Below are 24,931 nucleotides of genomic sequence, written 5' to 3'. Positions count from 1 at the left end.
CATGCAAGATTGCCGGGGCTGCTGCGCAGCCCATCTCGACCGGACGGCGCCCCGGCAAGGCCGCTTCCCACAGGGATCTTGTTAAATCAATGAGTTGTGGTTTGTTCTAAGAGAGCCGGCTTTCCGGCGATTGGGCCGGCCCCGCAAAAATATTTTTCAATTTCCGGTGAGGTACTCCTCAACGGCATCCGTGTAGTGAGTGGAAGTGCGATTCATTCGCAAACGATCACTCCTCTCACAGGTCAGCGTCCATGAAGTTCACCCCGCGTTGCGTCCCGCTCTGGTTCGGCCTCAGCCTCTGCGCCGCCTTGCCCCTGGCTCCTCAGGCGCTGGCCGCGCAGCAGAGCCAGGCCTATGCCTTCGCCCAGCCGAGCCAGCCGCTGGCCCAGGCGCTCAACGCCTTCAGCCGCGCCACCGGGCTAAGCGTGGTCTACACCCTGACGCTGCCTGACCTGCAGGCCCCGGCGCTCAACGGCAGCCTGAGCGCCGAACAGGCCCTGCAGCAGTTGTTGGCAGGTTCCGGCCTGGCCTGGCGCCGGCTCGATGCGCGCACTCTGACCCTGGAGCCGGCTGATAGCGGCAATGCACTCAACCTGCAGGCGACCACCATCACCTCCCAGGCCGACGACTACAGCTACCAGCCGCCGGCCAGTGCCTCGATCATGCGCGGCCAGGGCCCAAGCCTGGAGATCCCCCACGCCATCAACGTGGTACCGGCCCAGGTGCTGCGCGACCAGGCCCCGCGCAACCTGGATGATGCCCTGTACAACGTCAGCGGCATCACCCAGGGCAACAACTTCGGCGGCACCGCCGACACCGTGATGAAGCGCGGTTTTGGCGACAACCGCGACGGCTCGATCATGCGCGACGGCATGCCACTGGTGCAGGGCCGTGCGCTCAATGCCAGCACCGAGCGGGTCGAGGTGCTCAAGGGCCCAGCCTCGCTGCTGTACGGCATCCAGGACCCGGGCGGGGTGATCAACGTGGTCAGCAAGCGCCCGCAGCTTGAGCAGTACAACGCCTTGACTGTGCGCGGCTCCACCTACGGCAGCGGCAAGAACGGCAGCGGCGGCGGCCTGGACAGCACCGGCGCGCTGGGCGACAGCAACCTGGCCTACCGGCTGATCGTCGACCACGAAGACGAAGACTACTGGCGCAACTTCGGCACCCACCGCGAATCCCTGGTGGCGCCATCGCTGGCCTGGCTTGGCGAGGACACCCAAGTGGTGCTGGCCTACGAGCACCGCGAGTTTCTCTACCCGTTCGACCGCGGCACAGCTTTTGGCAGCGACGGCCACCCGCTGCACATCCCGGCCAGCCGTCGCCTGGACGAGCCGTACAACGACATGGAAGGGCGCTCTGACCTGTATCGCCTGGAAGTCGACCACCAGCTCAGCGACGACTGGAAAGCCCACTTCGGCTACAGCTTCAACCGCGAAACCTACGATGCCAGCCAGGTGCGCGTCACCGCCGTCAACGAAGCCACCGGCAGGCTCACCCGCACCGCCGACGGCACCCACAACGCCATGAGCCGCGACCAGTTCGCCACCTTCAGCCTGAACGGCAACGTGGAGCTGGCCGGCATGCGCCACGAGCTGATGGCGGGTGTCGACCATGAAGACCGCAAGGTGTTTCGCGGTGACCTGATTCGCGGGGCCAACAACACTTCGTTCAACTACCTCGACCCGGTATACGGCCAGCAGGCCGAAGGCACCACCGTGCGCGCCACCGACAGCGACCAGACCGACAAGCTGCGCACCGACTCGCTGTTCGTGCAGGACGCCTGGCACCTGGACGACCACTGGATCCTGGTGGCCGGCGGGCGCTTCCAGCAGTACGACCAGTACGCCGGCCGCGGCCGGCCGTTCACCGTCAACACCGACACCAGCGGCCAGGCCTGGGTACCCCACGCGGGGCTGGTGTATCAGGTAGACGACCAGCTGTCGTTCTATGGCAGCTACAGCGAGTCGTTCAAGCCCAACTCCACCATCGCGCCGCTGAGCCAGGGCACTGGTGCGGCGACCCTGACCCTGGATTCCAGCATCGCCCCGGAGGAGGGCAAGTCGTGGGAGCTGGGCGCCAAGCTGGACATGCCCGGCGCCATCACCGGCACCCTGGCGCTGTTCGACATCACCAAGCGCAACGTGCTGGTGTCCGACGGTGACACCGTACCCGGCACCATCCTCTACAGCACCGCCGGCCAGGTGCGTTCGCGCGGCGTCGAGCTGGACCTGAGCGGCCAGCTCAGCGAGCACTGGAGCCTGATCGGCGCCTATGCCTTCACCGATGCCGAGGTGACCGAAGACCGCACGCTCAAGGGCAACCGCCTGCAGAACGTCGCCCGCCACAGCGGCTCGGTGTCGGCGGTGTACGACTACGGCAGCCTGTTCGGTGGCGACAATCTGCGCCTGGGCGCCGGTGCACGCTATGTGGGCGAGCGCGCCGGTAACGCCACCAACGATTTCGACCTGCCGGCCTACACCGTGGCCGATGCTTTTGCCAGCTACGAAACCAAGCTGGACGAGCACAAGGTGCGCTTGCAACTGAACGTGAAGAACCTGTTCGACAAGGTGTATTACACCTCGGCGGTGAACCGTTACTTCGTGGCCGTGGGCGATGCGCGGCAGGTGAGCTTGTCCAGTACCCTGGAGTTTTGAGCCCTGTAGGAGCGGCCTTGTGTCGCGAAAGGGGCGCGCAGCGGCCCCAGAATCTCGAACTCATGCACAATCGCCGGGGCTGCTGCGCAGCCCTTTCGCGACACAAGGCCGCTCCTACAGGGGTGTGGCCGGCTCAGGCACTGCAGAACGCCGCCCGGTACGCCCCGGGCGTATCGCCCAGCGCCTGGCGGAAGCGGTTGCTGAAATGGCTGGCACTGGCAAACCCGCACAACAAGGCCACCTGCCCCAACGGCAACTCGCCCAGGCGCAGCAACCGGCAGGCCTGGTGCAGCCGGCGCGCCAGCAGGTACTGGTGCGGGGGCAGGCCGAAGCTTGTGCGGAACATCCGCGCAAAATGGTATTCGGACAGGTTGCAGCGCAGCGCCAGCTCACCCAGGGTCAGCGGCTGGTCGAGGTTGGCCTCGATGTAATCCACCAACTGCCGGCGCTGGTGCGGCGCCAGCCCGCCCTTGAGCCGCAGCCCCTGGCGCAACCCGGCCTGGTGCAGCACGGCGTGGTCGATGATGGCGTGGGCCAGGCTGCTGGCCAGCAGGCGCTCGCCGGGCTCGGCCCAGTCCAGGGTCACCAGTTGGCGAAAGCGCGCAGCTTGTTGCGGGTCGTCGAGGAAGGTTGCTTCGTGCAGTTGCATCTCCCGCGGTTCGCGGTCCAGCAGGCGGGTGCAGCCCAGGGCGAACTGCGCCTCGCTGACGTAAAGGTGGGCCAGGCGGATCGCACCGTTGACCACCCAGTTGGACTCGTGGCCGGCGGGCATGATGCACAGCTTGTCGGGTGAGCCTTTGTCCGAGGGCTTCTGCCGGCGGAAGGTGCCGGTGCCGTCGGCGATGTAGCACGACAGGGTGTGGTGGCTGGGCGCCTGGTAGTCACGGGCATCGTCGCGGTTGCTCCACAACGCCGCCGCCAGCCCGTCACCCAGCTGCGCGCTCAGCTCCAGCCGGGCGTTGGGCGAGGCGTGCATGGCGTTGAAGACTTGCAGGTGGTCGAGTGCGGGCATGGAGGGTTCCTCTGACGCACATCCTACTGCGCCGCTGGCCCGGTGACAGCTACCGGGTGAGCAAAAGCGCAAGTTTGTGCAAGCGCAGCAGGGGTGGGTGGAAGACAGTAGAGGCCTGTGAGGGCCATCGCGGGGCAAGCCCGCTCCCACGGTTTTCGCGATGACCCGAAATTCTGCTGCAAGGGGCCCACCATGAACCTGTCGCTGTACCTGCTCACCGTGCTCATCTGGGGCACCACCTGGATCGCCCTGAAACTGCAACTGGGGGTGGTCGCCATCCCGGTGTCGATCGTTTACCGCTTTGCCCTGGCCGGGCTGATCCTGTTCGCCATCTTGCTGCTCACCCGGCGCCTGCAACCGATGAACCGGCGCGGCCACCTGGTGTGCCTGGCCCAGGGTTTCTGCCTGTTCTGCGTCAACTTCATGTGCTTTTTAACGGCCAGCCAGTGGGTCGCCAGCGGCCTGATCGCCGTGGTGTTCTCCACCGCCACCCTGTGGAACGCGCTGAACGCACGAATTTTCTTCGGTCAGAAGATCGCCGCCAATGTGCTCGCCGGCGGCGCCATGGGCCTGGTCGGGCTGGGGCTGTTGTTCTGGCCCGAGCTCAGCCACCACAGTGCCAGCCGCGAAACCCTCTACGGCCTGGGCCTGGCGCTGCTTGGCACGCTGTGCTTCTCGGCCGGCAACATGCTCTCCAGCATGCAGCAAAAAGCCGGGCTCAAGCCCATGACCACCAACGCCTGGGGCATGGCCTACGGCGCCTCGATGCTGGCGCTGTACTGCCTGATCAGCGGCATCCCGTTCGCCATGGAATGGAACACCCGCTACATCGGCTCGCTGCTGTACCTGGTGATCCCGGGCTCGGTGATCGGCTTTACCGCCTACCTCACCCTGGTCGGGCGCATGGGGCCGGAGCGCGCGGCCTATTGCACCGTATTGTTCCCGTTGGTGGCGCTGAACGTGTCGGCCTATGCCGAGGGCTATGTGTGGACGGCACCGGCGCTGCTGGGGCTGGTGGCGGTGATGGCGGGGAACGTGCTGGTGTTTCGCAAACCGGCGCGCAAGGCCCAGGTGGCCCTGGCCCGGTGAGGGCACGTTTGCGCCTGGCAGTTTTGCCAGGTGCAGCCTGCAATCGCGTAGCTAGACTTCCCCGGACGCTCTCGCTTGGGGAAAGGAATGTCCTCCGATTCATGGTACGCCCGACCACTTTCACACGCCCAACTCTGGCTGCTGTGTTCTGCAGCGCTGCTGGTGCATGTGCTGCCTCTGCTGATGGCCGATATGCCGTTTCTCGACGACTTCGCCCGTCAGCACCTGGCCCGTAACGACTGGGACGATTTCGGCAGGCCACTGATGGTTGGCCTGTTCGCCGCCCTGAGCTTCGGCCCTGGGGCGGTCAACCTCTACCCGCTGCCGCTGTTGCTGGCGGTGCTGGCCTGCGGGCATGCCATGGCGCGGCTGGTGCGGCACTGGTTTGCGGTGCCTGCGGTGGGCGCGGTGCTGGTGGTACTGCCGCTGTGGTACCAGCCGTATTTCCTGCAGAACCTCTCTTATCAATACGATGGTGCCGCCATGGCCTTGGCGATGGCGGCCTGCCTGTGGGCGGTCAGCCTGGCGGGCAAGGCCGCCCTTCGCGGGCTTTACGGCGCGCTGCTGGTCGCCATGGCGGCAGGCCTTTACCAGCCTGCGGTGAACCTGTTTGCCGGGTTGGCTGCCATCGAAGTCATGCGCCTGGCCCTGGCAGGGGAGCGCTTGCGTGTGGTCGGCGCCGAGGCCTTGGTGCGGGTTGGCCAGTTGATGGGCGGCTGCGCGCTGTACTACCTCAGCAGCGCCTGGATGGTCACGTCCACCCGTGGCAACTGGCTGCCTGTGGGTGGGCATTGGCTGGGCGAAATGCAGCATCGGCTCACAACGACCGTCGATACGCTGGCCTTGTTGGTCACCCCTGCCGTTGGCTGGACCCTGCTGGTGCTTGGCTTGCTGGCGGCGCTGGCATTGTCGCGGGCTGTGCTGCGGGTATGGCGTGGCCCGGGCACCACAGGCGAGCGCCTGGGCCTGCTGCTGGCTTTGCTGCTGCCTGTGCCGTTGATAGCCCTGAGTGTGCCTGGGCTGATCCTGTTACTGGCCGAGTTCGAACAGACCGTGCGGGTGCTGCTTGGGTTGGGTGCATTGCTGACGTTGCTGGCGTACCTGGCGTATGACGCGCTGGCGGATTGGCCGCGTCTGCGTCTGCTGGTGCTGGCGGTACCGGTGCTGTGCATGTTGTCTTTCTCTTTTGCCTACGGGCGTGTGCTGGTGCTGCAGAAGGCCCTGCACCAGTCGTTGGCCCAGGGCCTGGTGCATGACCTCGCCTCGCAACCGGGCCTGCGCGAAGCACATCATTACTACCTGCTCGACTTCTGGCTGCAACGGCCGTGGATTCCTGCGGCCCGCGGCACGCTGCAAGCCTTGCCGGCCATCGAGAAGATCCATGCCTACAACTACCTGCTGTTGCCGGAGATGCTGCCGCGCGCGGGTATCGACCAGTTGCACACATTCTATGACACGCCACCCTTGAGCCGGGCCCAGGTACTGGAGCAAAGCCCGGTGGCGCAGTTCAGCAGCCGCTTTTACGACATCCACCTGGTTGGCGACAGTGCCTATGTGCTGGTCAAGGCGCCGCCTGCAGAGCCTATCCGTTGAACCTGCGGCGCTTCATCCGCTATGGCCTGGTGGGCCTGGGCAACACCCTGGTGCACTGGCTGGTGTTCTTCGGCCTGCACAGCGGCCTTGGCAGCAGCCAGGCGCGTAGCAACCTGCTGGCCTTCGCCGTGGCGGCCAGCTTCTCTTACTACCTTAACGCCCACTACACCTTTGCCGTGCGTCCAAGCCATGGGCGTTACCTATTGTTTGTGCTCGGCATGGGCGCCTTGAGCCTGGGCATCGGCGCGCTGGCCGACCGTATCGGGTTGTCGCCCTGGCTGACGCTGGTGGCGTTTTCGGCGCTGAGCCTGGTGTTGGGGTACGCCTATTCGCACACCGTGGTGTTCAAACGGAGGGCTCCATGAACATTACCCTGATCGTGCCGCTGTACAACGAACAGGCCACTATCGAGGCCTTCTACCGCGCCGTGCGCGACGAGCCGACCCTGCAGGGCATGACCGTGGAGATCCTGTTCGTCAACGATGGCAGCGACGACGACAGCGAAGCGATTTGCGCCTCGCTGGCACAGCGTGACGAGTGGGTGACGGTGATCAATTTCTCGCGCAACTTCGGCAAGGAGTCGGCGCTGTTCGCAGGCCTCGAATACGCCGAGGGCGACGCCGTGGTGCCCATCGACGTGGACCTGCAAGACCCCATCGAGCTTATCGCGCAAATGGTCGGGCGCTGGCAGGACGGCGCCGACGTGGTGCTCGCAAAACGCCGCAGCCGCGCCACCGACACCCCGCTCAAGCGCTGGACCGCGCGGTTGTATTACCGCCTGCACAACCGCATCGCCTCCACCCATATCGAGGAGAACGTCGGCGATTTCCGCCTGCTCGACCGCAAGGTGGTGGCAGCCATCCGCCAGTTGCCCGAGCAGCAGTTGTTCATGAAGGGGGTGTTGTCGTGGGTGGGGTTTCGCACCGAGATCGTCGAGTACGACCGCCCGCAGCGCACGGCGGGCAACAGCAAGTTCGGCTTCTGGCGGCTGTGGAACCTGGCGCTGGACGGCATCACCTCGTTCAGCACGGTGCCGTTGCGGTTATGGACCTACGTCGGCACCGGCGTGTCGTTGCTGGCGTTGCTGTACGCGGCGTTTCTGGTGATCGACAAGCTGGTGTTCGGCAATGACCTGCCGGGGTACCCGTCGCTGATGACCGCGATCCTGTTTCTGGGCGGGGTGCAGTTGATCGGCATTGGCATACTGGGGGAGTACATCGGGCGCATTTACCAGGAGACCAAGCACCGGCCGCGCTACGTGGTGCGCAAGGTCCTGGGCCGGCGGCGCCAGCCCAGGTGATGCAGGGGTTATGGGAGTGGGTCAACCCTGTTGCTTGGGCTGTTCCATCTCCTCTTCGATCTCCTCTTCCGTCAGGCACTCCTTGTGATACTCCCTGCCAGCGATGATGAACGTCTCGTCATCCTCGTTAATTTCCTGGCCGCACTCTGGGCATTTCATCTGGGTATCTCCAATACAAGCGAGTGGAAACCCATGAGACAACGGCCGGCAGTGCTTCACAACTGGCAAAAATATCAGGTAGCCCCTGCAGCCCTCAGCCTTTCCACACCTGCGGGTTCACCAGGTCCTGCGGCCGCTCGCCCAGCAAGGCTGCGCGCAGGTTCTGCATTGCCCGGTTGGCCATGGCTTCGCGGGTTTCGGCAGTGGCCGAGCCGATGTGCGGCAGGGTCAGGGCGTTGGGCAGTTTGAACAGCGGCGAATCGCTCAGCGGCTCCTTCTCGTACACATCCAGGCCGGCGCCGCGGATGGTGCCGTTTTGCAGGGCCTCGACCAGCGCCGCCTCGTCCACCACCGGCCCACGGGCGATGTTGATCAAAAACGCGCTGGGCTTCATCAGCTTCAGCTCGCGGGCGCCGATCAGCTTGCGGGTGGCATCGGACAGCGGCACCACGATGCAGACGAAATCGGCTTCGGCCAGCAACTGCTCGAGGCTGCGGTATTGCGCGCCGAGCTCTTGCTCCAGCGCCGCCTTGCGGCTGTTGCCGGCGTACAGGATGTTCATGTTGAAACCGAAGCGCCCGCGGCGCGCCACGGCGGCGCCGATGTTGCCCAGGCCGACGATGCCCAGGGTCTTGCCGTGCACGTCGCTGCCAAAGTGCGCCGGGCCCACGGTGGCCTGCCATTGGCCGGCCTTGGTCCAGGCATCCAGCTCGGCGGTACGCCGTGCGCAGCCCATGATCAGTGAAAAGCCAAGGTCTGCGGTGCTTTCGGTGAGCACGTCGGGGGTGTTGGTCAGGGCGATGCCACGCTCGTTGAAGTAGTCCAGGTCGTAGTTGTCGTAGCCCACCGACACGCTGGACACCACCTCAAGCTTGCCTGCGCCTTCGAGCTGCGCGCGGCCAAGCTTGCGGCCGACGCCGATCAGGCCGTGGGCCTGGGGCAGGGCTTCGTTGAACTGGGCGTTGATGTCGCCCAGTTTCGGGTTGGGCAGGATCACGTTGAAATCTTGCTGCAGGCGTTCGGCCATGGCAGGGGTGATGCGGCTGAAGGCCAGGACGGTCTTTTTCATCGGGCGGCTTCTCTGCAAGGCAGGGGAACGGAGTCGGGCAAAAAAGCGGGGCCGCTGTGCGGCCCTTTCGCGACACAAGGCCGCTCCTACAAGAGACGCGTAACCCTGTAGGAGCGGCCTTGTGTCGCGATGGAGGGCAAAGCCCTCCCATGGGCCTGTCTGCCAGACACTGGAGTCAATGCATAGCAACCTACCATTGTCCCCGGCCCCAATGCACCGGCTTTTTCAATTGGCGATGTGCAGCTCGTGGGTCTTCAGGTCGGCCTCGTGCGCGGCGAGAATCTCCGGCAGCGAGTTGCGCAGGTACTCGACCCAGGTCTTGATCTTCGCATCCAGGTACTGGCGCGAAGGGTAGATGGCGTACAGGTTCAGCTCCTGCAGGCGGTACTCCGGCAGGATGCGCACCAGGCTGCCGTCGCGCAGGCCGTCGATGGCCGAGTAGATCGGCAGCACGCCCACGCCCATACCGGCGCGGATCGCCGTCTTCATGGCATCGGCCGAGTTCACCTGGAACGGCGAGCTGGTGATGTTGACCATCTCCTGCCCTTCGGGGCCGTCGAACAGCCATTTTTCCAGCGGGATCACCGGGCTGACCATGCGCAGGCACGAGTGCTTGAGCAGGTCGGCCGGGCGGTTGGCGAAGCCGTTGCGCGCCACATAGGCGGGCGATGCGCAGACGATGCTGTAGGTGATGCCCAGGCGCTGCGAGACGAAGCCCGAGTCGGGCAGCTCGGTGGCCAGCACGATAGACACGTCGTAGCCCTCTTCGAGCAGATCAGGCACGCGGTTGGCCATGGTCAGGTCGAAGGTCACGTCCGGGTGTGAGTCGCGGTAGCGGGTGATGGCATCGACCACGAAGTGCTGGCCCACCCCGGTCATCGAATGCACCTTCAACTGCCCGGCGGGGCGGGCGTGGGCATCGCTGGCCTCGGCCTCGGCCTCTTCGACGAAGGTCAGGATCTGTTCGCAGCGCATCAGGTAGCGCTTGCCTGCCTCGGTCAGCGCAATGCGCCGGGTGGTGCGGTTGAGCAGGCGGGTTTGCAAGTGGGCTTCCAGGTTGGAGACCGCCCGCGACACGTTGGCGGTGGTCGTATCCAGTTGCGCCGCAGCAGCGGTGAAGCTGCCGAGCTGGGCTACGCAACTGAAAGCACGCATGTTTTGCAGGGTGTCCATGGGTCACTCTCGGTTTAGAGGACAAAATTGTGACATGAAGTGGCGGGAATGCCTTTCCTACCAAAGCCGGATTATCGCTGTTTTGGTAACAAAGATTCGCAGGAATATGCGCTTATCGCCAATGAAACCCGCCCCTAGAATTGCCCGGCCCCTCCACCTCTTCCTCGGGAAATCGCAGCTGTGCCGCGTCGCAACGTCAGAGCGCTCCAAGCGCTCAGTGCCTGTGCCCTTTGTTTCACCTTGAGCGGCTGTATCGGAACCTGGGGCATCGCCCCGCAAAGCAAGACCCTTAAGGCCAACCAACTCGCCACCGACGACGCGATCCGCGAAGCCGCCCGTGATGCCCACTGGCCGGCCCAGCAGTGGTGGCGCGCCTATGGCGACCCGCAGTTGAACGACTGGGTGGCCCAGGCCCTGGCCGGCAGCCCGACCCTCGCCATGGCCGCCGCCCGGGTGCGCGAGGCCAAGGCCCTGGCCGGGGTGGTGGAGTCGGCCGAACAACTCCAGGCCAACGGCACGGCCACGCTCAAACGCCACAACTGGCCCGAAGATCAGTTCTATGGCCCGGGCGCGTTGTCTGGCGCCAACACCTGGGACAACAACGCCGCCATCGGCTTCAGCTATGCGCTGGACCTGTGGGGCCGCGAGCGCAATGCCAGCGAGCAGGCCGTGGACCAGGCGCACATGAGCGTTGCCGAGGCGCGCCAGGCCCAGCTGGAGCTGGAAAACAACCTGGTACGCAGCTATATCCAGCTGAGCCTGCACTATGCCCGGCGCGATATCGTGCTGGCCGAGCTGGCCCAGCAGGAGCAGATCGTCGCCCTGGCCAAGCGCCGCCTGGACGGCGGCATCGGCACCCATTTCGAAGTGAGCCAGGCCGAAGCGCCGCTGCCGGAAACCCACCGCCAGGTCGACAGCCTCAACGAAGAAATCGCCCTGGCCCGCAACCAGCTGGCCGCCCTGGCCGGCAAGGGCCCGGGGGAGGGCGCCAGGTTGCAGCGCCCGGCCCTGAGCCTTGCTGCGCCGCTGGCGCTGCCGTCGAACCTGCCCGCCGAACTGGTCGGCCAGCGCCCCGACGTGGTCGCCAGCCGCTGGCAGGTGGCAGCCCAGGCCCGTAGTATCGACGTGGCCCACGCGGGCTTTTTCCCCAACGTCGACCTGGTCGGCAGCCTCGGCTTCATGGCCACCGGCGGCGGCCCGCTGGAGTTTCTCACCGGGCGCAAGTTCAACTACAACGTGGGCCCGGCCATCAGCTTGCCGATCTTCGACGGCGGCCGCCTGCGCTCGCAACTGGGCGTAGCCTCGGCCGGCTATGACATGGCCGTGGCCCGCTATAACCAGACGGTGATCGGCGCGCTGAAGAACATCTCCGACCAGTTGATCCGCCGCGAGTCGATGCAGGAGCAGGCGCACTTCGCAGCAAAAAGTGTCGCCGCCGCGCAGAAGACCTACGACATCGCCACCGTCGCCTTCCAGCGCGGGCTTACCGATTACCTCAACGTGCTCAACGCGCAGACCTTGTTGTTCCGCCAGCAGCAGGTGCAGCAGCAGGTGCAGGCCGCGCGCCTGGTGGCCCACGCCGAGCTGGTCACCGCGTTGGGTGGCGGCCTGCAGGCCGGCGACGACGTCCCCGACGAGCAACACCAGGCAGCGCCGAAGACCCCAACGGCGCTGACCCTGTTCGACAAGGCGGGCCACGCCCGATGAGCAGCCTGAGCCTGCCCCTGCGCTGGCTGCACAGCCTGGAATGGCGCCGGGGCTTCTTTGCCTGGGCGCGCACCGACGGCGTCACCTGGGTGTACATCTTCAAGGTGCTGGCCGCCGCCTTCATCACCCTGTGGCTGGCCATGCGCCTTGAGCTGCCGCAGCCGCGCACGGCAATGATCACCGTGTTCATCGTGATGCAGCCGCAAAGCGGCCATGTGTTCGCCAAGAGCTTTTACCGGGTGCTCGGCACCCTGGCCGGCTCGGCGATGATGGTGGCGCTGATCGCGGTCTTTCCGCAGAACACCGAGCTGTTCTTGCCCAGCCTGGCGCTGTGGGTGGGCCTGTGCTCGGCCGGTGCCATGCGCTACCGCACCTTCCGCGCCTATGGCTTTGTGCTGGCCGGCTACACCGCAGCGATGATCGGCTTGCCGGTACTGCAGCACCCCGACCAGGCGTTCATGGCGGCCGTGTGGCGGGTGCTGGAAATTGCCTTGGGCATTCTGGTGTCGACCTTCGTCAGCGCGGCGATACTGCCGCAGTCGGCCAGTGCCGCCATGCGCAACGCCCTGTACCAGCGCTTCGGCACCTTCGCCGGGGTGGTGGTGGAGGCCCTGCGCGGCGACAGCCAGCGTGACCGCTACGAAACCAGCAACGTGCGTTTCGTGGCCGAAGCGGTGGGCCTTGAAAGCCTGCGCAACGTCACCGCCTTCGAAGACCCGCACATGCGCCGGCGCTCTGGCCGGCTGGTGCGCATGAACAGCGAGTTCATGGCCATCACCACCCGCTTCAACGCCCTGCACCGCCTGCTGGAGCGCCTGCGCGCACGCGGCCCCTTGCAGATCGTCGGCGCCATCGAGCCGGGCCTGGCGACTCTTGCCGAATTGCTCGAACCCTATGTCGGCCGGGCGCTGACCGATGCCGACGCGCTGCGCCTGGCGCTGGAGCTGGGCACCTACAAGGAAGGCCTGCAAGCCCAGGTGCGCGGCCTGCGCGCCGAGTACCTGGCCACCGGGCCCAGCGAAGCCGACCTGCTGGACTTCCACACCGCCTTCGAGCTGCTGTACCGCTTCGTCGACGAGATGTTCAGCTACGCCGAAACCCACGCCTCCCTTGCCGCCCATCGCCATGAGCGCGAGCAGTGGGACGAGCCCTACGTGGCCCAGACCAGCTGGCTGGTGTCGCTGGCCGCCGGGGTACGGGCGTCTGCGGTGCTGTTGCTGCTGGGCAGCTACTGGCTGCTCAGCGACTGGCCCAGCGGCGCCATGATGACCCTGATTGCCACGGTCACCGTGGGCCTCTCGGCGGCTTCGCCGAACCCCAAGCGCATGGCGTTCCAGATGGCCTGCGGCACCGCCATCGGCGCTTTCGTCGGGTTCTTCGAAACCTTCTTCGTGTTCCCCTGGATCGACGGTTTCCCGCTGCTGTGCATGGTGCTGGCACCGGTGTTCGTGCTTGGCGCCTTCCTCGCCTCGCGCCCGGCCTACGCCGGTTACGGCCTGGGCCTGCTGGTGTTCTTCGCCATCGGCTCGGTGCCCAACAACCTGACGGTGTACGACCCCTACAGCTTCATCAACGACTACATCGGCATGGTCATCGGCATGTTCGTCTGCGCCGCCGCCGGGGCGATCATCCTGCCGCCCAACAGCCGCTGGCTGTGGAGCCGCCTGGAACAGCAACTGCGCGAGCAGGTGCTGTTCGCCATCAGCGGGCGCCTGCGCGGCCTGGGCTCAGCCTTCGAAAGCCGCACCCGCGACCTGCTGCACCAGGCCTATGGCCTGGCCGCCGGCCAGCCGAAGGTGCAGAGCGAGCTGATGGGCTGGATGTTCACGGTGCTGGAGATCGGCCACGCGGTGATCGAGCTGCGCAAGGAGCAGGCCCGCGCGCCGGTGCACCCGGCCTACGCCGAAAGCCAGCCCTGGCGCCAGGCCATCCGCGTCATGGGGCGGGCACTGGCGCGCTTGTTCCTGCAACCCAGCGCCAGCAACCACGAACGCGCCCTGGTAGCGGTAGACCACGCCATCAGCCGCGTGCAGGCCACCGACGAGCCCTTCGCCCGGCACTTCGACACCTCGGTGCTGCGCCGGGCGCAAAGCTACCTGCATTTCATCCGCACTTCGCTGCTCGACCCACAGTCGCCACTGGCCCCGGCCAAAGGACTGCACCATGCCCCGTGAAATCGCCTTCCATGGCGTATACATGCCCACCATGACCTTGATGTTCCTGTTCGCCCTGGGCCTGGCCTGGGGGCTGGACCGCTTCATCGCAAGCCATGACGGCTACCGCTTCTTCTGGCACCCGGCGCTGCTGCGCCTGAGCCTGTTCGTCTGCCTGTTCGGCGCCCTGGCGCTGTCGCTCTACTGGTGAGAAACCTTCGATGAAAAAGTTCTTCAGCCTGATCGCCACCCTGCTGGTGCTGACTGCTGCCGTGGTGATCGGCCGGCAGTTGTGGCTGCACTACATGACCACCCCCTGGACCCGCGACGGGCGTGTGCGCGCCGACATCATCAACGTCGCCGCCGATGTGCCGGGCTATGTGGTGGATGTGCCGGTCAAAGACAACCAGCAGGTGAAGAAGGGCGATGTGCTGATGCGCATCGACCCCGAGCACTACCAACTGGCAGTGGACCAGGCCAAGGCCATGGTCGCCTCGCGCAAGGCTACCTGGGAGATGCGCAAGGTCAACGCCAGGCGCCGCGCCGACATGGACAACCTGGTGATCTCCAAGGAGAACCGCGACGACGCCAGCAATATCGCCAACTCCGCCCTGGCCGACTACCAGCACGCCCAGGCCGAGCTGGCCGCCGCCGAGCTGAACCTCAAACGCACCGAAATCATCGCCACCGTTGATGGCTATGTGACCAACCTGAACATCCACAAGGGCGACTACGCCCGCACCGGCGAGGCGGTCATGGCGGTGGTGGATGAGCACTCGTTCTGGGTGTATGGCTTTTTCGAAGAAACCAAGCTGCCCCACGTGAAGGTGGGCGACAAGGCCGAGCTGCAGATGATGAGCGGCGAGCGCCTGACTGGCCATGTGGAGAGCATCGCCCGCGGCATCTACGACCGCGACAACCCGCAAAGCCGCGAGCTGGTCGCCGATGTGAACCCGACCTTCAACTGGGTGCGCCTGGCCCAGCGGGTGCCGGTGCGCATTCACATCGATGAAGTGCCCGAGGGGTATCTGCTGGCGGCGGGCACGACCTGTACCGTGGTGGTCAAACCGGGCGAGTGATTGCCTGTACCGGCCTCATCGCCGGCAAGCCGGCTCCTACAGCAGCGCGCGAAACCCTGTAGGAGCCGGCTTGCCGGCGATGAGGCCATCAGCACCAACCACTTCCTCAAGCCGCCCCACGCCCTCGGCCAGCCTCCACATCATCCATCACCGCCTTGGCCATATCGCTCAGCAAGTGCGCCCCCCAACCCAGGTTCGCCTCGCCATCGGTGGCCGCCAGCAGGGTCATGCGCTTCACGCAGGTCATGATCGCCGAGGCCTGCTCCATCGCAAGCTTTGCATCCTGCCCGGGCTGCACCCGAAACAGCGGCTGCTCACCATCGCCATAGCCGAAGCCGGTCACGCCGGCTGTCTTGTCGTTCATTTTGACCACTCCCTTGTCAGTGCCTGACCTGGATCTTGCCCAGGGCGGTTTCCACCAGTGTGCTGGCGGCTTCGAGCTCGTGCATGGTCGCCAGCGACAGGCCACGGCCTGACGAGGTGGCTTGCAGCAGGGCGTTCTGGTGGGTGACCGCGATGGCGCTGAACAGCCGTTCGGAAACCTGGATCAGCAGGTCTTCGAGGAGGGTGGAGAGTTCGGGGGAAAGGGGTGGGTCGGGGACTATCTTCAGCATGGTGAAATCCTCAATTTGAATTGAAGCCATCACCCTCTGCTGTCAAACAAATGGGTGGCAGCGGTACGTGGGTTGACAGACCGGTCAAATAGAGGAAACCCGGCGCACACGAGGTGCCCCACGTACAGCCGCCATTGAGGCGCAGCCATAAGTTTCTATCTGAGACGGCCTGTCAAAGCCGGTCGCTGTTTTTGCAACGACGGGGCGAGACTAGTGACCGTTTCAGAGTGTCGCAATGGCTGGAAAGGGGTTGGGAGTATGTTTGGGAAATGGACTACAGGGAATGGGGAAAGTCTGATGGGAATTGGCTTTTTGCGCCGCTTTCAGACCATGTGAGGCGAAGTCTCACATGCCTATGTTGATGCTCTTCGATGTGTTTGTAGGAAATGGACTTCAAGATCATAAAAAGAATGGCCCCGCAAAAGCAGAGCCATTGATACGTACCTAACGTCATCACCAGCATGACCAGAAGGGCTTCTGGGAGAGGCTAGAGCAGAGCTGAGGCGTTGTTAGCGAGTGAGCGAAGAGTTGAGTCTATCTGACGCGGCTGTAGCTTCTTGCAGTAATTGATCCCAGTCGTCAGGTGGATGCCCGGAACCCAACATCCTGCGGAATCCCTTGTAGGCATCACCACTGCTTTCGTAAGCGCGTTTGCAGTCATCATCGTTTACCCACACCAGCACAATGATCTTGCTCGAGGCGTGGTAGCGGTAAAACAGTCGGTACTGTTGAAAGAACTTCGCACGGAACCAGTGCTTGTGTTCTGCACCCAATGTGCCGCCCAAGCGATAGACCGGGCTGCCGGGGGCCTGCGCAATGACGTCGAATGCCAGTCGTCTTATGGCTCCCAATCGCTTCGCAGCGTTCTTTCTTAAGTACCCGACCGGGTCTTTCTTCTGAAGCGCTTCGACTTCATCGATTAGCGCCTCTAGCTGATCCAGAAACAGGGGATGGGCGAACACGCTCCACCCATGCACGCAAAGAGGTTTGCGCCTCGCTTCTGTCATTCATCATCCGCCGAAAGTGGTTGGTCGAGGTCAATATCAACGTCGCCTACCAGTGCATCCAGGCGAGCGACGAGCTGCGCATCGACAACCTTCAATCGTTGAGGATTTTTGGCGATATCCCGGGCCAGAAATTCCATGAATTGCCCCACGATGGGGTCGTCTTCGGTTGTCTCAGCGCGGGTGAGTATTACCTCTCCACCTGGACGAATCGAGTAATGGATCTTGTCACGTTTTTTCAGGCCCAACGCGCGTCGCACGGTTTCCGGGACGGTCGTCTGGTAGCGCTCGGTAAGCGTCGACTCGACATCGAAAGTGCTTGCCATGGTCAGTTCATCCGCGATGGGTAATGCAGGCAAGGTAATGCGATTGCATTACCTGGTCAATGCAGTTGCATTACTTCATGCGCCTTGCCTGATGAAAGGCCCCCAGTTCAGGCCTCGCCCACCAACACCGGCACCTGCACCCGGTCAATCATCTTGGTGCTGATTGGTCTTTAAAACGATCATTGGGTATCTATAAGGTCGTTATAAGGAACATTTTTCTTGCCGAAGCCTGGTTTGGGTGGATAATCGACTGACCCTCTGCGGAGCGCTCTGCCCATGTCACAACGCACCTACTCACCCTCAACCCAGGGTGCCTTGCAGCTTTTCAGCCAGCTCATCACGCTCAAGCGTAAGGAGCGCGGCCTGACCCAGCAGGATCTTGCTGACAGGGTCGGGGTGACCCGTGGGACGCTGCGCCGTATCGAAGCGGGTGACCCCAAATGCGAAATTGGCCTGGTGTTCGAAGTGGCCTACCTGCTGGGCATTCACCTGTTTGATGCGCCGGAACAGTACAACAGCCTTGCAGTTAGCCTGCAGGACAAGTTGGCCTTGTTGCCCGCGCGCATCCAGAAGCCAAGGCAGGAGGTAAGCAATGACTTCTAACCTGACCGGCCCTACGCCCTGTTTCGTCTGGGCCTGGCTACCCGGTGCCACCGAGCCGGTCGTTGCCGGGCGCCTTGTCCGCCAGGGAGACGACCGGTTCGCCTTTCTGTATGGGCGCAGTTACCTGGCTAACCCCAATGCGATTGCGCTGAACTCGCTTGAGTTGGCGCTGGGCGGCGAAGTCATCTCGCCGCCAGAGGGGATGAAGCTGGCCAGTGGCATTCGTGATGCCTCGCCCGATGCCTGGGGGCGTCGGGTCATCATCAACCGGCTCTACGGCAAGGCAGGTCTGGTTGCGTATAGCCAGGATCTGGATGAGCAGACTTACATGCTTGAATCGGGCTCGGACCGGATCGGCGCTCTGGATTTTCAGATTTCCCCCAGCCACTACGTTCCACGAAGCAATGACAATGCAACGCTGGAGGAACTGCTCAATGCTGCAGCACTGGTAGAGCAAGGCATACCGCTGACGCCTGAACTGGACCAGGCACTGCGCCACGGTTCATCGATTGGCGGCGCCAGGCCCAAGGCGTTGATCCAGGAACAGGAACGCAAGTACGTCGCCAAGTTCTCGGCCTCCAACGACACCATCAGCGTGGTGAAGTCTGAATTCATCATGATGCGCCTGGCTCGCTTGCTGGGGCTCAATGCTGCACCGGTGAAGCTGGAACAGGTGCTGGGTAAGGATGTTCTGCTGATCGAACGTTTCGATCGCGTAAAGCTTGCGCAAGGCTGGGCCCGCAAGATCATGGTGTCTGCTCTGACCTTGCAGGGGCTGGATGAAATGATGGCGCGCTACACCAGTTATGAAGCACTGAGCCATGTGATCCGTAGAGACTTTCAAGACCCCCGCTCCGATCTGCACGAACTATTCGCGAGGCTGGTTTTCAATGTGCTCTGCGGCAATACCGATGACCATGCACGCAACCATGCTGCATTTTTTGACGGCAAAGCCTATTCACTGACACCGGCATACGATATCTGCCCGCAAAGCCGTTCGGGGAATGTGGCGAGCCAGGGGATGTTGATACTGGGGCAAGCCAATCAGAGTCAGATAGCGTTGTGCCTGGATGCTGCGCACCTTTTCCTGCTCGATCGAAATGAGGCCAGGGCAATCGTGATCAGGCAGCTTGAACAGATCGGCCTGCATTGGCCAATCGTATGTGCTGAATCGGCAATCAGTATCGTCGATCAAAACGTGCTGGCCACCCGTCAGATGCTCAACCCGTTTGCATTCGAAAACCTGGCTGAGGGAGACATGGACATTGCCAAGTTGGCAGAGCGCATACGGCCTGGCTTGATGGCTGTCGCGCTTTGACCGTACAGAGGCCTGTCAGCCGCTCGCTGCGGCACCCACCAGCACAGGCACCTGCACCCGGTCAATCACCTTGGCACTGATCGAAGGGTCCAGCAGCCTTCCCAGCCGCGACAGATGCCGGTGCCCCATGATGATCAGCTCGCATTCAAGCTCCCGGGCCTTGGCGACGATGGCCTCCACCGGTTGACCGGCGACCATGCAGCCAAGGCTGTCGAAGCCGGCGTCACGCAGTGCGCGCACGGCAGTGGCGACGGCACGTTCGGCCAGTTGCTGCTCGTCGCAGGCGGCGGGGTATTCCTCAAGCTCCTGCTCGGTGTAGGCCTTGGGCTGGTCGTGCACGGCGAAGGTGCTGTCGATGGCCAGCAGCACGTGCAGGGTGTGCTCGCCTGGGCGGCAGTAGCGGCGGGCCAGGGTGAGCAGGCTGGCGGCGGCGGGGGAGGCGTCGATGGCGATCAGGACGGGGTGCGGCATGGGGCTTCCTTACAGGGTCCAGGCAGGTCGGGCCCCATCGCCGGCAAGCCGGCTCCTACAAGGAGATGCGCTGCCTGCAGGAGCCGGCTTGCTGGCGATGAAGGTCAGCGCATTTTCGATGCATTGTCCCCCGTAAATAAATGGCCCCCCACGCACGGCGCCATTGCGTCTGACGCAATCCAGCAACCTGCTACCATCGCGTTTCCCACAGCAGTCACGGAAAACTGCCATGCAACTCCCGGACATGAACCTGCTCGTCGCCCTCGATGCCCTGCTCGACGAGGGCAGTGTGGTTGGCGCGGCCCAGCGCATGAACCTGAGCCCGGCAGCCATGAGCCGCACCCTGGGGCGCATTCGCGATGCCATGGGCGACCCGATCCTGGTGCGCGCCGGCCGCGGCCTGGTGCCCACGCCCCGGGCGCTGGCGCTGCGCGATCAGGTGCGGCTGCTGGTGGAGCAGGCCGGGCAGGTGTTTCGCAGTGGCGACGAGGTCGACCTGGCCAACCTCGACCGCGCCTTCAACATTCGCACCAACGACCTGTTCATCGCCCTGTACGGCGCCCGCTTGCTGCACATGATGATGGCCGAGGCGCCGAACACCGTGCTGCGCTTCGTGCCCGAGCACCAGGGCGACGACGACCTGGTGCTGCGCAACGGGCAGATCGACCTGGTGGTCAGCTCGAGCATCGAGCTGGTGCCCGAGATCAAGGTGCAGAGCCTGTTCGACACCTGGTTCGTCGGCCTGGCGCGGGCCGACCACCCGATCTTCGACGATGAAATCACCCCGGAGCGTTTTGCCCTATACCCGCAGATCAGCGTGTCGCGGCGCGGGCGGGCCAACGGGCCGATCGATGTGGAACTGGGTACCCACGGCGTGCAGCGGCGGGTGGCGTTGATTACCCCGAGTTTTCATTCGGCGATGTTCTCGCTGCCCGAGTCGGACCTGATTCTGCCGATGCCGGCCAATATCCTCGGCAGCGTGGCCAAGTTCGGTTTGCCACTGCGTTCGTTCGAGATCCCGGTGCCACTGGAGAAGGTGCGGGTGATGCAGGCCTGGCACCCGCGGTTTGACAACGACCCTGCGCACCGCTGGTTGCGCAGGACCATGAAGGCTTGTTGCGGGGGTGAGCCTTGAAACCGGCGTCGCCTGTTTCGCGGGTAAACCCGCTCCCACAGGTTTGGCGTTGCTGCAGAGAACTGCGCGGTCCCTGTGGGAGCGGGTTTACCCGCGAAGCAGGCGACACCGAATAATGCTGGATTGCGTCTGACGCAACATAAACCTTCCAACAAGTCGCTTTCCGTCAGCATTCGACCTTCTTAGACTTGCCCCAGCCAAAAATTTGTTGCTGGAGATGTCTTCCCATGAGTTCCCTGACCGCGCCCTCTGCCGCGCTGGCCGCCGCCCCCGCGCCGGCCGCCCCTGCGCAGACGGCGTTTGGCGTGCAGGTGGTGGTGGGGCTGTTCGGCGTGTTGCTGGCGGTGCTGTGCGCCGGGCTCAACGAGGCGGTGACCAAGATCTCGCTCGGCGACATTCGCGGAGCCATGGGCATCGGCGCCGACGAGGGCGCCTGGCTGCTGGCGGTGTACAGCGCCGCCTCGGTGTCGGCCATGGCCTTTGCGCCGTGGCTGGCCACCACCTTCTCCCTGCGCCGCTTCACCATGACCGCCGTCGGCCTGTTCGCCGTGCTCGGCCTGCTGCAACCCTTCGCCCCCAACCTGCACAGCCTGATGCTGCTGCGCGTGCTGCAGGGCTTCGCCTCGGGTGCCTTGCCGCCGATGCTGATGAGCGTGGCGCTGCGCTTTCTGCCGCCGGGCATCAAGGTGTACGGCCTGGCCTGTTACGCCCTGACCGCCACCTTCGGCCCCAACCTGGGCACGCCGCTGGCGGGCCTGTGGACCGAGTATGTCGGCTGGCAGTGGGCGTTCTGGCAGATCATCCTGCCGTCGCTGGTGGCCATCGCCTGCGTCGGTTGGGGCCTGCCCCAGGACCCGCTGCGCCTGGAGCGCTTCAAGCAGTTCGACTGGCGCGGCGTGCTGCTGGGCCTGCCGGCTATCAGTTGCATCGTGCTGGGGTTGTCCCTGGGCGACCGCTGGGGCTGGTTCGATTCGCCGTTGATCTGCTGGCTGCTGGGTGGCGGCCTGCTGTTGCTGGTGCTGTTCATGTTCAACGAATGGTCTGAGCCGCTGCCGTTCTTCCAGTTGCGCATGCTCGGGCGGCGCAACCTGAGCTTCGCCCTGGTGACCCTGGCCGGGGTGCTGATCGTGCTCTCCGGTGTGGGCAGCATTCCGTCGGCGTACCTGGCGCAAATCCAGGGCTACCGCCCGGCGCAGACCAGCCCGCTGATGATGCTGGTGGCCATGCCGCAACTGATCGCCTTGCCGCTTACTGCGGCGCTATGCAACATACGTGCGGTGGACTGCCGCTGGGTACTGGCGGTAGGCCTGGCGATGCTGGCGGCCTCCTGCGTGGGCAGCAGCCTGCTGACCTCGCAGTGGATTCGCGGCGACTTCTACCCCTTCTACCTGCTGCAGGTGTTCGGCCAGCCAATGGCGGTGCTGCCGCTGCTGATGCTCTCGACCAACGGCATGACCCCGCAGGAAGGCCCGTTCGCCTCCAGCTGGTTCAACACCGTGAAGGGCCTGGCGGCGGTGATCGCCGGTGGCCTGCTCGACGCCCTGGGCACCCTGCGCCGGCATTTTCATTCCAACCACCTGGTGGACAGCCTGGGCAATGCGCCGCTGCTCGACGACAACGCTGCGAATCTGGCCAAGCGCATCCACGACCAGGCGCTGGTGCTGACTTCTGCCGACCTTTACCTGGTGATGGCGTGCATCGCCGTTGCCTTGATCTGCCTGATCCCCTTCGTGCCTACCCGGGTCTACCCGCCGCGTGCGGTGGCTTGAGCCTGTGGATGAATTCGAGAAACGCAAAATGACCCCCAACCGCAAAACGCTTTTCATCGGCTCGGTACTGGCCGTGGCCGTGCTGGCCGCCATCGCCGGCCCCTGGCTGTTCGGCAGCGACCAGCGCCAGAGCACCAACGACGCCTATGTAACCGCCGACTACACCGTGGTGGCGCCCAAGGTTGCAGGTTTCATCAAGGAGGTGCTGGTGGAGGACAACCAGCAGGTCAAAGCCGGCCAGTTGCTGGCGACCATCGATGACCGCGACTACCAGGCCGCCCTCGACGCCGCCCAGGCCCAGTTGCTGGTGGCCAAGGCCCAGAGCCTGGACGCCCGCGCCACCCTGGAGCGCCAGGCGGCGTTGATCGCCCAGGCCGAGGCCGCCGTCAAGGCTGCCCAGGCCGAAGTGGCTTTCGCCGACCATGAAGTGGGCCGCTACAGCCGTCTGGCCGAGCAGGGCGCCGGCACCGTGCAGAACGCCCAGCAGGCGCGCAGCCGTGTCGACCAGGCTCGCGCGCGGCTGGCCAACACCCAGGCCGCACTGCTGGCCACGCGCAAGCAGGTGGACATTCTTACCGCCCAGGTGGCCAGTGCCGATGGCCAGCTCAAGCGCGCCGAAGCGGGGCTGGAAAAGGCCCAGTTGGACCTGTCCTACACCCAGATCAGTGCCCCGGTGGACGGCATGGTCGGTGAGCGCGCGCTGCGCGTGGGCGCCTACGTCAACCCCGGCGCACGGTTGCTGTCGGTGGTGCCGCTGGCGCGGGCCTACATCGTCGGCAACTTCCAGGAAACCCAACTGACCCATGTGCAGCCCGGGCAGCCGGTGACCATCAGCGTCGATACCTTTGCCGGCGAAAAGCTCCATGGCCACGTCGAGAGCATCGCCCCGGCCACCGGGGTGACCTTCGCTGCGGTGAAACCGGACAACGCCACCGGCAACTTCACCAAGGTGGTGCAGCGCATTCCGGTGAAGATCGTTTTCGACGACGGCCAGCCGCTGCTGGATCGCCTGCGGGTCGGCATGTCGGTTGAAGCGACCATCGATACCCAGGGCGACCAGTTGGCGGGTAAAGAGGTGACCGCGCGATGAGCGGCCAAGTTAAACATGTTGAGAACGTCGGGGCTTGTAGGAGCGGCCTTGTGTCGCGAAAGGGCCGCGCAGCGGCCCCGGCATTACTGGCCGCGCTGCTGGCCGGCTGCACCCTCGGCCCTGACTTCCAGCGCCCAACCACCGAAGCCCCAAACGGCTGGGCCGCCCTGCAAGGCCAAGCCGCCGCCAGCCAACCGGTAGCCGAACCCCTGGAACTGCGCTGGTGGGACAGTTTCCACGACGCGCAGCTCAGCGCGCTGATCCAGAAGGTCGCCGAGCGCAACCTCGACCTGCAGATGGCCAGCGCCCGCCTGCTGCAAAGCCGGGCCCTGCGCGGCACCGTGGCCGCCGATGAAGCACCGTCGGTGAATGCGAACGCCGGCTACAGCCGCGCGCGTAACAGCGCCGAAGGCCTCAACGACCCGTCGGGCAAGGCCGGTAAAGAAGCCTACAACCTGTGGCAGGGCGACCTGGTCGCTGGTTGGGAGCTGGACCTGTGGGGCCGGGTGCGCCGTCAGGTCGAGGCCGCCGACGCCAGTGTCGAGGTGGCCGAGAACGACCGCAACGGCGTGCTGCTGGCGCTGCTCTCGGAGACCGCCGGCAACTACATCCAGCTGCGCGCCGTGCAGCACACCCTGCAGGTGACCGAAGACAACCTCAAGGTTGCCCGGCACAGCCTGAAGCTCTCCGAAGACCGCCAGGCCGAAGGCGTCGCCACCCGGCTCGATGTGGCCCAGGCCAGCGCCCAGGTGGCCTCGATCGAAGCCCGCCTGCCAACCCTCGAAGCCCGCCGCGACGACCTGATCAACGCCCTGAGTCTGCTCGCCGCCGAACCGCCGCGCAGCCTGCAGGCCCAGTTGCAGCAGGCCGGCGACTTGCCGGCGCCGCAACAGCGCTTCGCTATCGGCGTGCCGTCGGAACTGGCCGAGCGCCGCCCGGACATTCGCCAGGCCGAAGCCCGTTTGCACGCCGCCACCGCCAGCATCGGCGTGGCCAAGGCTGATTTTTACCCGAGCATTCGCCTGTCGGGCAGTGTCGGCTTCCAGGCCATGCAACTGTCGGATTTCGGCGGCTGGGATTCGCGCCGTTTCGCCTTCGGCCCGCAGCTGTCGTTGCCGATTTTCGAAGGCGGGCGGCTCAAGGGCACGTTGCAACTGCGCGAGGCGCAGCAGCAGGAAGCGGCGCTGAACTACCGCAAGGTGGTGCTCGGCGCCTGGCACGAGATCGACGACGTGCTGCGCCTGTACAACGCCAGCCAGCTGCGCCGCGACCATTTGGCCGAAGCCGTGCGGCAGAACCGCATCGCCCTGGAAACAGCCCAGCGCCAGTATGTGGAAGGCGCGGTGGACTTCCTCAACGTACTGACCGTGCAATCGGCGCTGCTGGCCAGCGAGGAGCAGTGGATCGACAGCTCGGCCGCCGTGTCGCAGGCGCTGGTGGGGTTGTACAAGGCCCTGGGTGGCGGCTGGCAGGCATTCGACAAGGTTTAATGGCTCTAGCGCTGTGTTGTCCCTGTAGGAGCCGGCTTGCCGGCGATGAGGCCAGCCCAGGTAACACAGCCCGTTAGCCTGGCACCGGCGTTGCCGGTGTTCGCGGGTAAACCCGCTCCC

24 protein-coding genes are annotated in these 24,931 nt (G+C 64.8%); 15 read left to right on the top strand and 9 right to left on the bottom strand.

Going from position 1 to position 24,931, the window contains the following annotated elements; genetic code table 11:
• Positions 1-251: 251 nt before the first annotated feature.
• Positions 252-2,657 carry a TonB-dependent siderophore receptor gene (locus ACI2KK_RS10565; RefSeq protein WP_404668892.1) on the top strand — a complete coding sequence of 802 codons (2,406 nt, stop codon included), beginning with the start codon at positions 252-254 and terminating at the stop codon, positions 2,655-2,657.
• A 133-nt stretch (positions 2,658-2,790) separates the two neighbouring features.
• Here ACI2KK_RS10565 and ACI2KK_RS10560 read toward each other — a convergent pair whose 3' ends face one another.
• Complete coding sequence (locus tag ACI2KK_RS10560; protein ID WP_404668891.1) at positions 2,791-3,669, bottom strand: helix-turn-helix domain-containing protein; 879 nt, start codon at positions 3,667-3,669, stop codon at positions 2,791-2,793.
• 192 nt (positions 3,670-3,861) lie between these two features.
• Between ACI2KK_RS10560 and ACI2KK_RS10555 the strand changes: the two genes are divergently transcribed.
• The 4 genes from ACI2KK_RS10555 to ACI2KK_RS10540 all read left to right on the top strand — a co-directional run bounded on the left by ACI2KK_RS10555 (position 3,862) and on the right by ACI2KK_RS10540 (position 7,651).
• Positions 3,862-4,758, top strand: coding sequence for a DMT family transporter (locus tag ACI2KK_RS10555; RefSeq protein ID WP_404668890.1), 897 nt, complete (start codon positions 3,862-3,864; stop codon positions 4,756-4,758).
• A gap of 87 nt (positions 4,759-4,845) precedes the next feature.
• The gene (locus ACI2KK_RS10550) at positions 4,846-6,351 is read left to right on the top strand and encodes a glucosyltransferase domain-containing protein (RefSeq protein ID WP_404668889.1); all 1,506 of its coding nucleotides are present in this window, start codon (positions 4,846-4,848) and stop codon (positions 6,349-6,351) included.
• The gene (locus tag ACI2KK_RS10545) at positions 6,348-6,716 is read left to right on the top strand and encodes a GtrA family protein (RefSeq protein ID WP_404668888.1); all 369 of its coding nucleotides are present in this window, start codon (positions 6,348-6,350) and stop codon (positions 6,714-6,716) included. The genes ACI2KK_RS10550 and ACI2KK_RS10545 overlap by 4 nt, the downstream gene beginning before the upstream one ends.
• Positions 6,713-7,651 (top strand): glycosyltransferase family 2 protein, encoded by a 939-nt coding sequence (locus ACI2KK_RS10540; RefSeq protein ID WP_404668887.1) that lies wholly within the window; start codon positions 6,713-6,715, stop codon positions 7,649-7,651. The genes ACI2KK_RS10545 and ACI2KK_RS10540 overlap by 4 nt, the downstream gene beginning before the upstream one ends.
• Before the next feature lie 21 nt (positions 7,652-7,672).
• Here the strand turns inward: ACI2KK_RS10540 and ACI2KK_RS10535 are convergent, their stop codons facing one another.
• The 3 genes from ACI2KK_RS10535 to ACI2KK_RS10525 form a co-directional block, all read right to left on the bottom strand.
• Entirely contained in the window at positions 7,673-7,810 is a 138-nt protein-coding gene (locus tag ACI2KK_RS10535) for a hypothetical protein (protein WP_404668886.1), read from the bottom strand.
• Between the two features lie 94 nt (positions 7,811-7,904).
• Positions 7,905-8,879, bottom strand: coding sequence for a D-glycerate dehydrogenase (locus ACI2KK_RS10530; RefSeq protein WP_217841842.1), 975 nt, complete (start codon positions 8,877-8,879; stop codon positions 7,905-7,907).
• A 225-nt stretch (positions 8,880-9,104) separates the two neighbouring features.
• Positions 9,105-10,052: a LysR family transcriptional regulator gene (locus tag ACI2KK_RS10525; RefSeq protein ID WP_217841843.1), complete on the bottom strand. Its 948-nt coding sequence runs from the start codon at positions 10,050-10,052 to the stop codon at positions 9,105-9,107.
• Positions 10,053-10,232: 180 nt separating this feature from the next.
• On the opposite strand from ACI2KK_RS10525, the gene ACI2KK_RS10520 reads away from it, so the two are divergent.
• The 4 genes from ACI2KK_RS10520 to ACI2KK_RS10505 are packed head-to-tail and all read left to right on the top strand — an operon-like array spanning position 10,233 to position 14,991.
• Positions 10,233-11,759 (top strand): efflux transporter outer membrane subunit, encoded by a 1,527-nt coding sequence (locus ACI2KK_RS10520; RefSeq protein ID WP_404668885.1) that lies wholly within the window; start codon positions 10,233-10,235, stop codon positions 11,757-11,759.
• Complete coding sequence (locus ACI2KK_RS10515) at positions 11,756-13,933, top strand: FUSC family protein (RefSeq protein WP_404668884.1); 2,178 nt, start codon at positions 11,756-11,758, stop codon at positions 13,931-13,933. The genes ACI2KK_RS10520 and ACI2KK_RS10515 overlap by 4 nt, the downstream gene beginning before the upstream one ends.
• A complete protein-coding gene (locus tag ACI2KK_RS10510) occupies positions 13,923-14,123 on the top strand; it encodes a DUF1656 domain-containing protein (protein ID WP_008097766.1) in 201 nt (66 codons plus the stop codon). The genes ACI2KK_RS10515 and ACI2KK_RS10510 overlap by 11 nt, the downstream gene beginning before the upstream one ends.
• Before the next feature lie 10 nt (positions 14,124-14,133).
• Entirely contained in the window at positions 14,134-14,991 is an 858-nt protein-coding gene (locus ACI2KK_RS10505; protein ID WP_404668883.1) for an efflux RND transporter periplasmic adaptor subunit, read from the top strand.
• A gap of 106 nt (positions 14,992-15,097) precedes the next feature.
• On the opposite strand, the gene ACI2KK_RS10500 is transcribed toward ACI2KK_RS10505, so the two are convergent.
• The 4 genes from ACI2KK_RS10500 to ACI2KK_RS10485 form a co-directional block, all read right to left on the bottom strand.
• On the bottom strand, positions 15,098-15,355 hold the full coding sequence (locus ACI2KK_RS10500) for a DUF3077 domain-containing protein (protein WP_404668882.1): 258 nt from the start codon (positions 15,353-15,355) through the stop codon (positions 15,098-15,100).
• Between the two features lie 16 nt (positions 15,356-15,371).
• The gene (locus tag ACI2KK_RS10495) at positions 15,372-15,605 is read right to left on the bottom strand and encodes a hypothetical protein (RefSeq protein ID WP_217841849.1); all 234 of its coding nucleotides are present in this window, start codon (positions 15,603-15,605) and stop codon (positions 15,372-15,374) included.
• Positions 15,606-16,114: 509 nt separating this feature from the next.
• The gene (locus ACI2KK_RS10490) at positions 16,115-16,612 is read right to left on the bottom strand and encodes a type II toxin-antitoxin system YhaV family toxin (RefSeq protein WP_404668881.1); all 498 of its coding nucleotides are present in this window, start codon (positions 16,610-16,612) and stop codon (positions 16,115-16,117) included.
• Entirely contained in the window at positions 16,609-16,935 is a 327-nt protein-coding gene (locus ACI2KK_RS10485; RefSeq protein WP_404668880.1) for a type II toxin-antitoxin system PrlF family antitoxin, read from the bottom strand. Before ACI2KK_RS10485 ends, ACI2KK_RS10490 begins: the two co-directional genes overlap by 4 nt.
• A 276-nt stretch (positions 16,936-17,211) precedes the next feature.
• On the opposite strand from ACI2KK_RS10485, the gene ACI2KK_RS10480 reads away from it, so the two are divergent.
• On the top strand, positions 17,212-17,538 hold the full coding sequence (locus ACI2KK_RS10480) for a helix-turn-helix transcriptional regulator (protein WP_369989798.1): 327 nt from the start codon (positions 17,212-17,214) through the stop codon (positions 17,536-17,538).
• Positions 17,528-18,856 (top strand): type II toxin-antitoxin system HipA family toxin, encoded by a 1,329-nt coding sequence (locus tag ACI2KK_RS10475; RefSeq protein ID WP_404668879.1) that lies wholly within the window; start codon positions 17,528-17,530, stop codon positions 18,854-18,856. The genes ACI2KK_RS10480 and ACI2KK_RS10475 overlap by 11 nt, the downstream gene beginning before the upstream one ends.
• Positions 18,857-18,871: 15 nt before the next feature.
• On the opposite strand, the gene ACI2KK_RS10470 is transcribed toward ACI2KK_RS10475, so the two are convergent.
• Complete coding sequence (locus tag ACI2KK_RS10470) at positions 18,872-19,327, bottom strand: universal stress protein (protein ID WP_404668878.1); 456 nt, start codon at positions 19,325-19,327, stop codon at positions 18,872-18,874.
• A gap of 229 nt (positions 19,328-19,556) precedes the next feature.
• Here ACI2KK_RS10470 and ACI2KK_RS10465 point away from each other — a divergent pair, with 229 nt between their 5' ends.
• The 4 genes from ACI2KK_RS10465 to ACI2KK_RS10450 all read left to right on the top strand — a co-directional run bounded on the left by ACI2KK_RS10465 (position 19,557) and on the right by ACI2KK_RS10450 (position 24,811).
• Positions 19,557-20,462: a LysR family transcriptional regulator gene (locus ACI2KK_RS10465; RefSeq protein WP_404668877.1), complete on the top strand. Its 906-nt coding sequence runs from the start codon at positions 19,557-19,559 to the stop codon at positions 20,460-20,462.
• 227 nt (positions 20,463-20,689) lie between these two features.
• Positions 20,690-22,231, top strand: a complete 1,542-nt coding sequence (locus ACI2KK_RS10460) for an MFS transporter (RefSeq protein WP_404668876.1) — start codon at positions 20,690-20,692, stop codon at positions 22,229-22,231.
• A gap of 28 nt (positions 22,232-22,259) precedes the next feature.
• Positions 22,260-23,321: an HlyD family secretion protein gene (locus ACI2KK_RS10455; RefSeq protein WP_404668875.1), complete on the top strand. Its 1,062-nt coding sequence runs from the start codon at positions 22,260-22,262 to the stop codon at positions 23,319-23,321.
• A 50-nt stretch (positions 23,322-23,371) separates the two neighbouring features.
• Positions 23,372-24,811: an efflux transporter outer membrane subunit gene (locus ACI2KK_RS10450; protein ID WP_404668874.1), complete on the top strand. Its 1,440-nt coding sequence runs from the start codon at positions 23,372-23,374 to the stop codon at positions 24,809-24,811.
• Positions 24,812-24,931: the final 120 nt, after the last annotated feature.

Origin of the sequence: Pseudomonas sp. NPDC089406, from assembly GCF_044900265.1 — a bacterium.
GTDB lineage: Bacteria > Pseudomonadota > Gammaproteobacteria > Pseudomonadales > Pseudomonadaceae > Aquipseudomonas > Aquipseudomonas fakonensis.
This window is presented reverse-complemented; position numbering and strand designations above follow the sequence as displayed.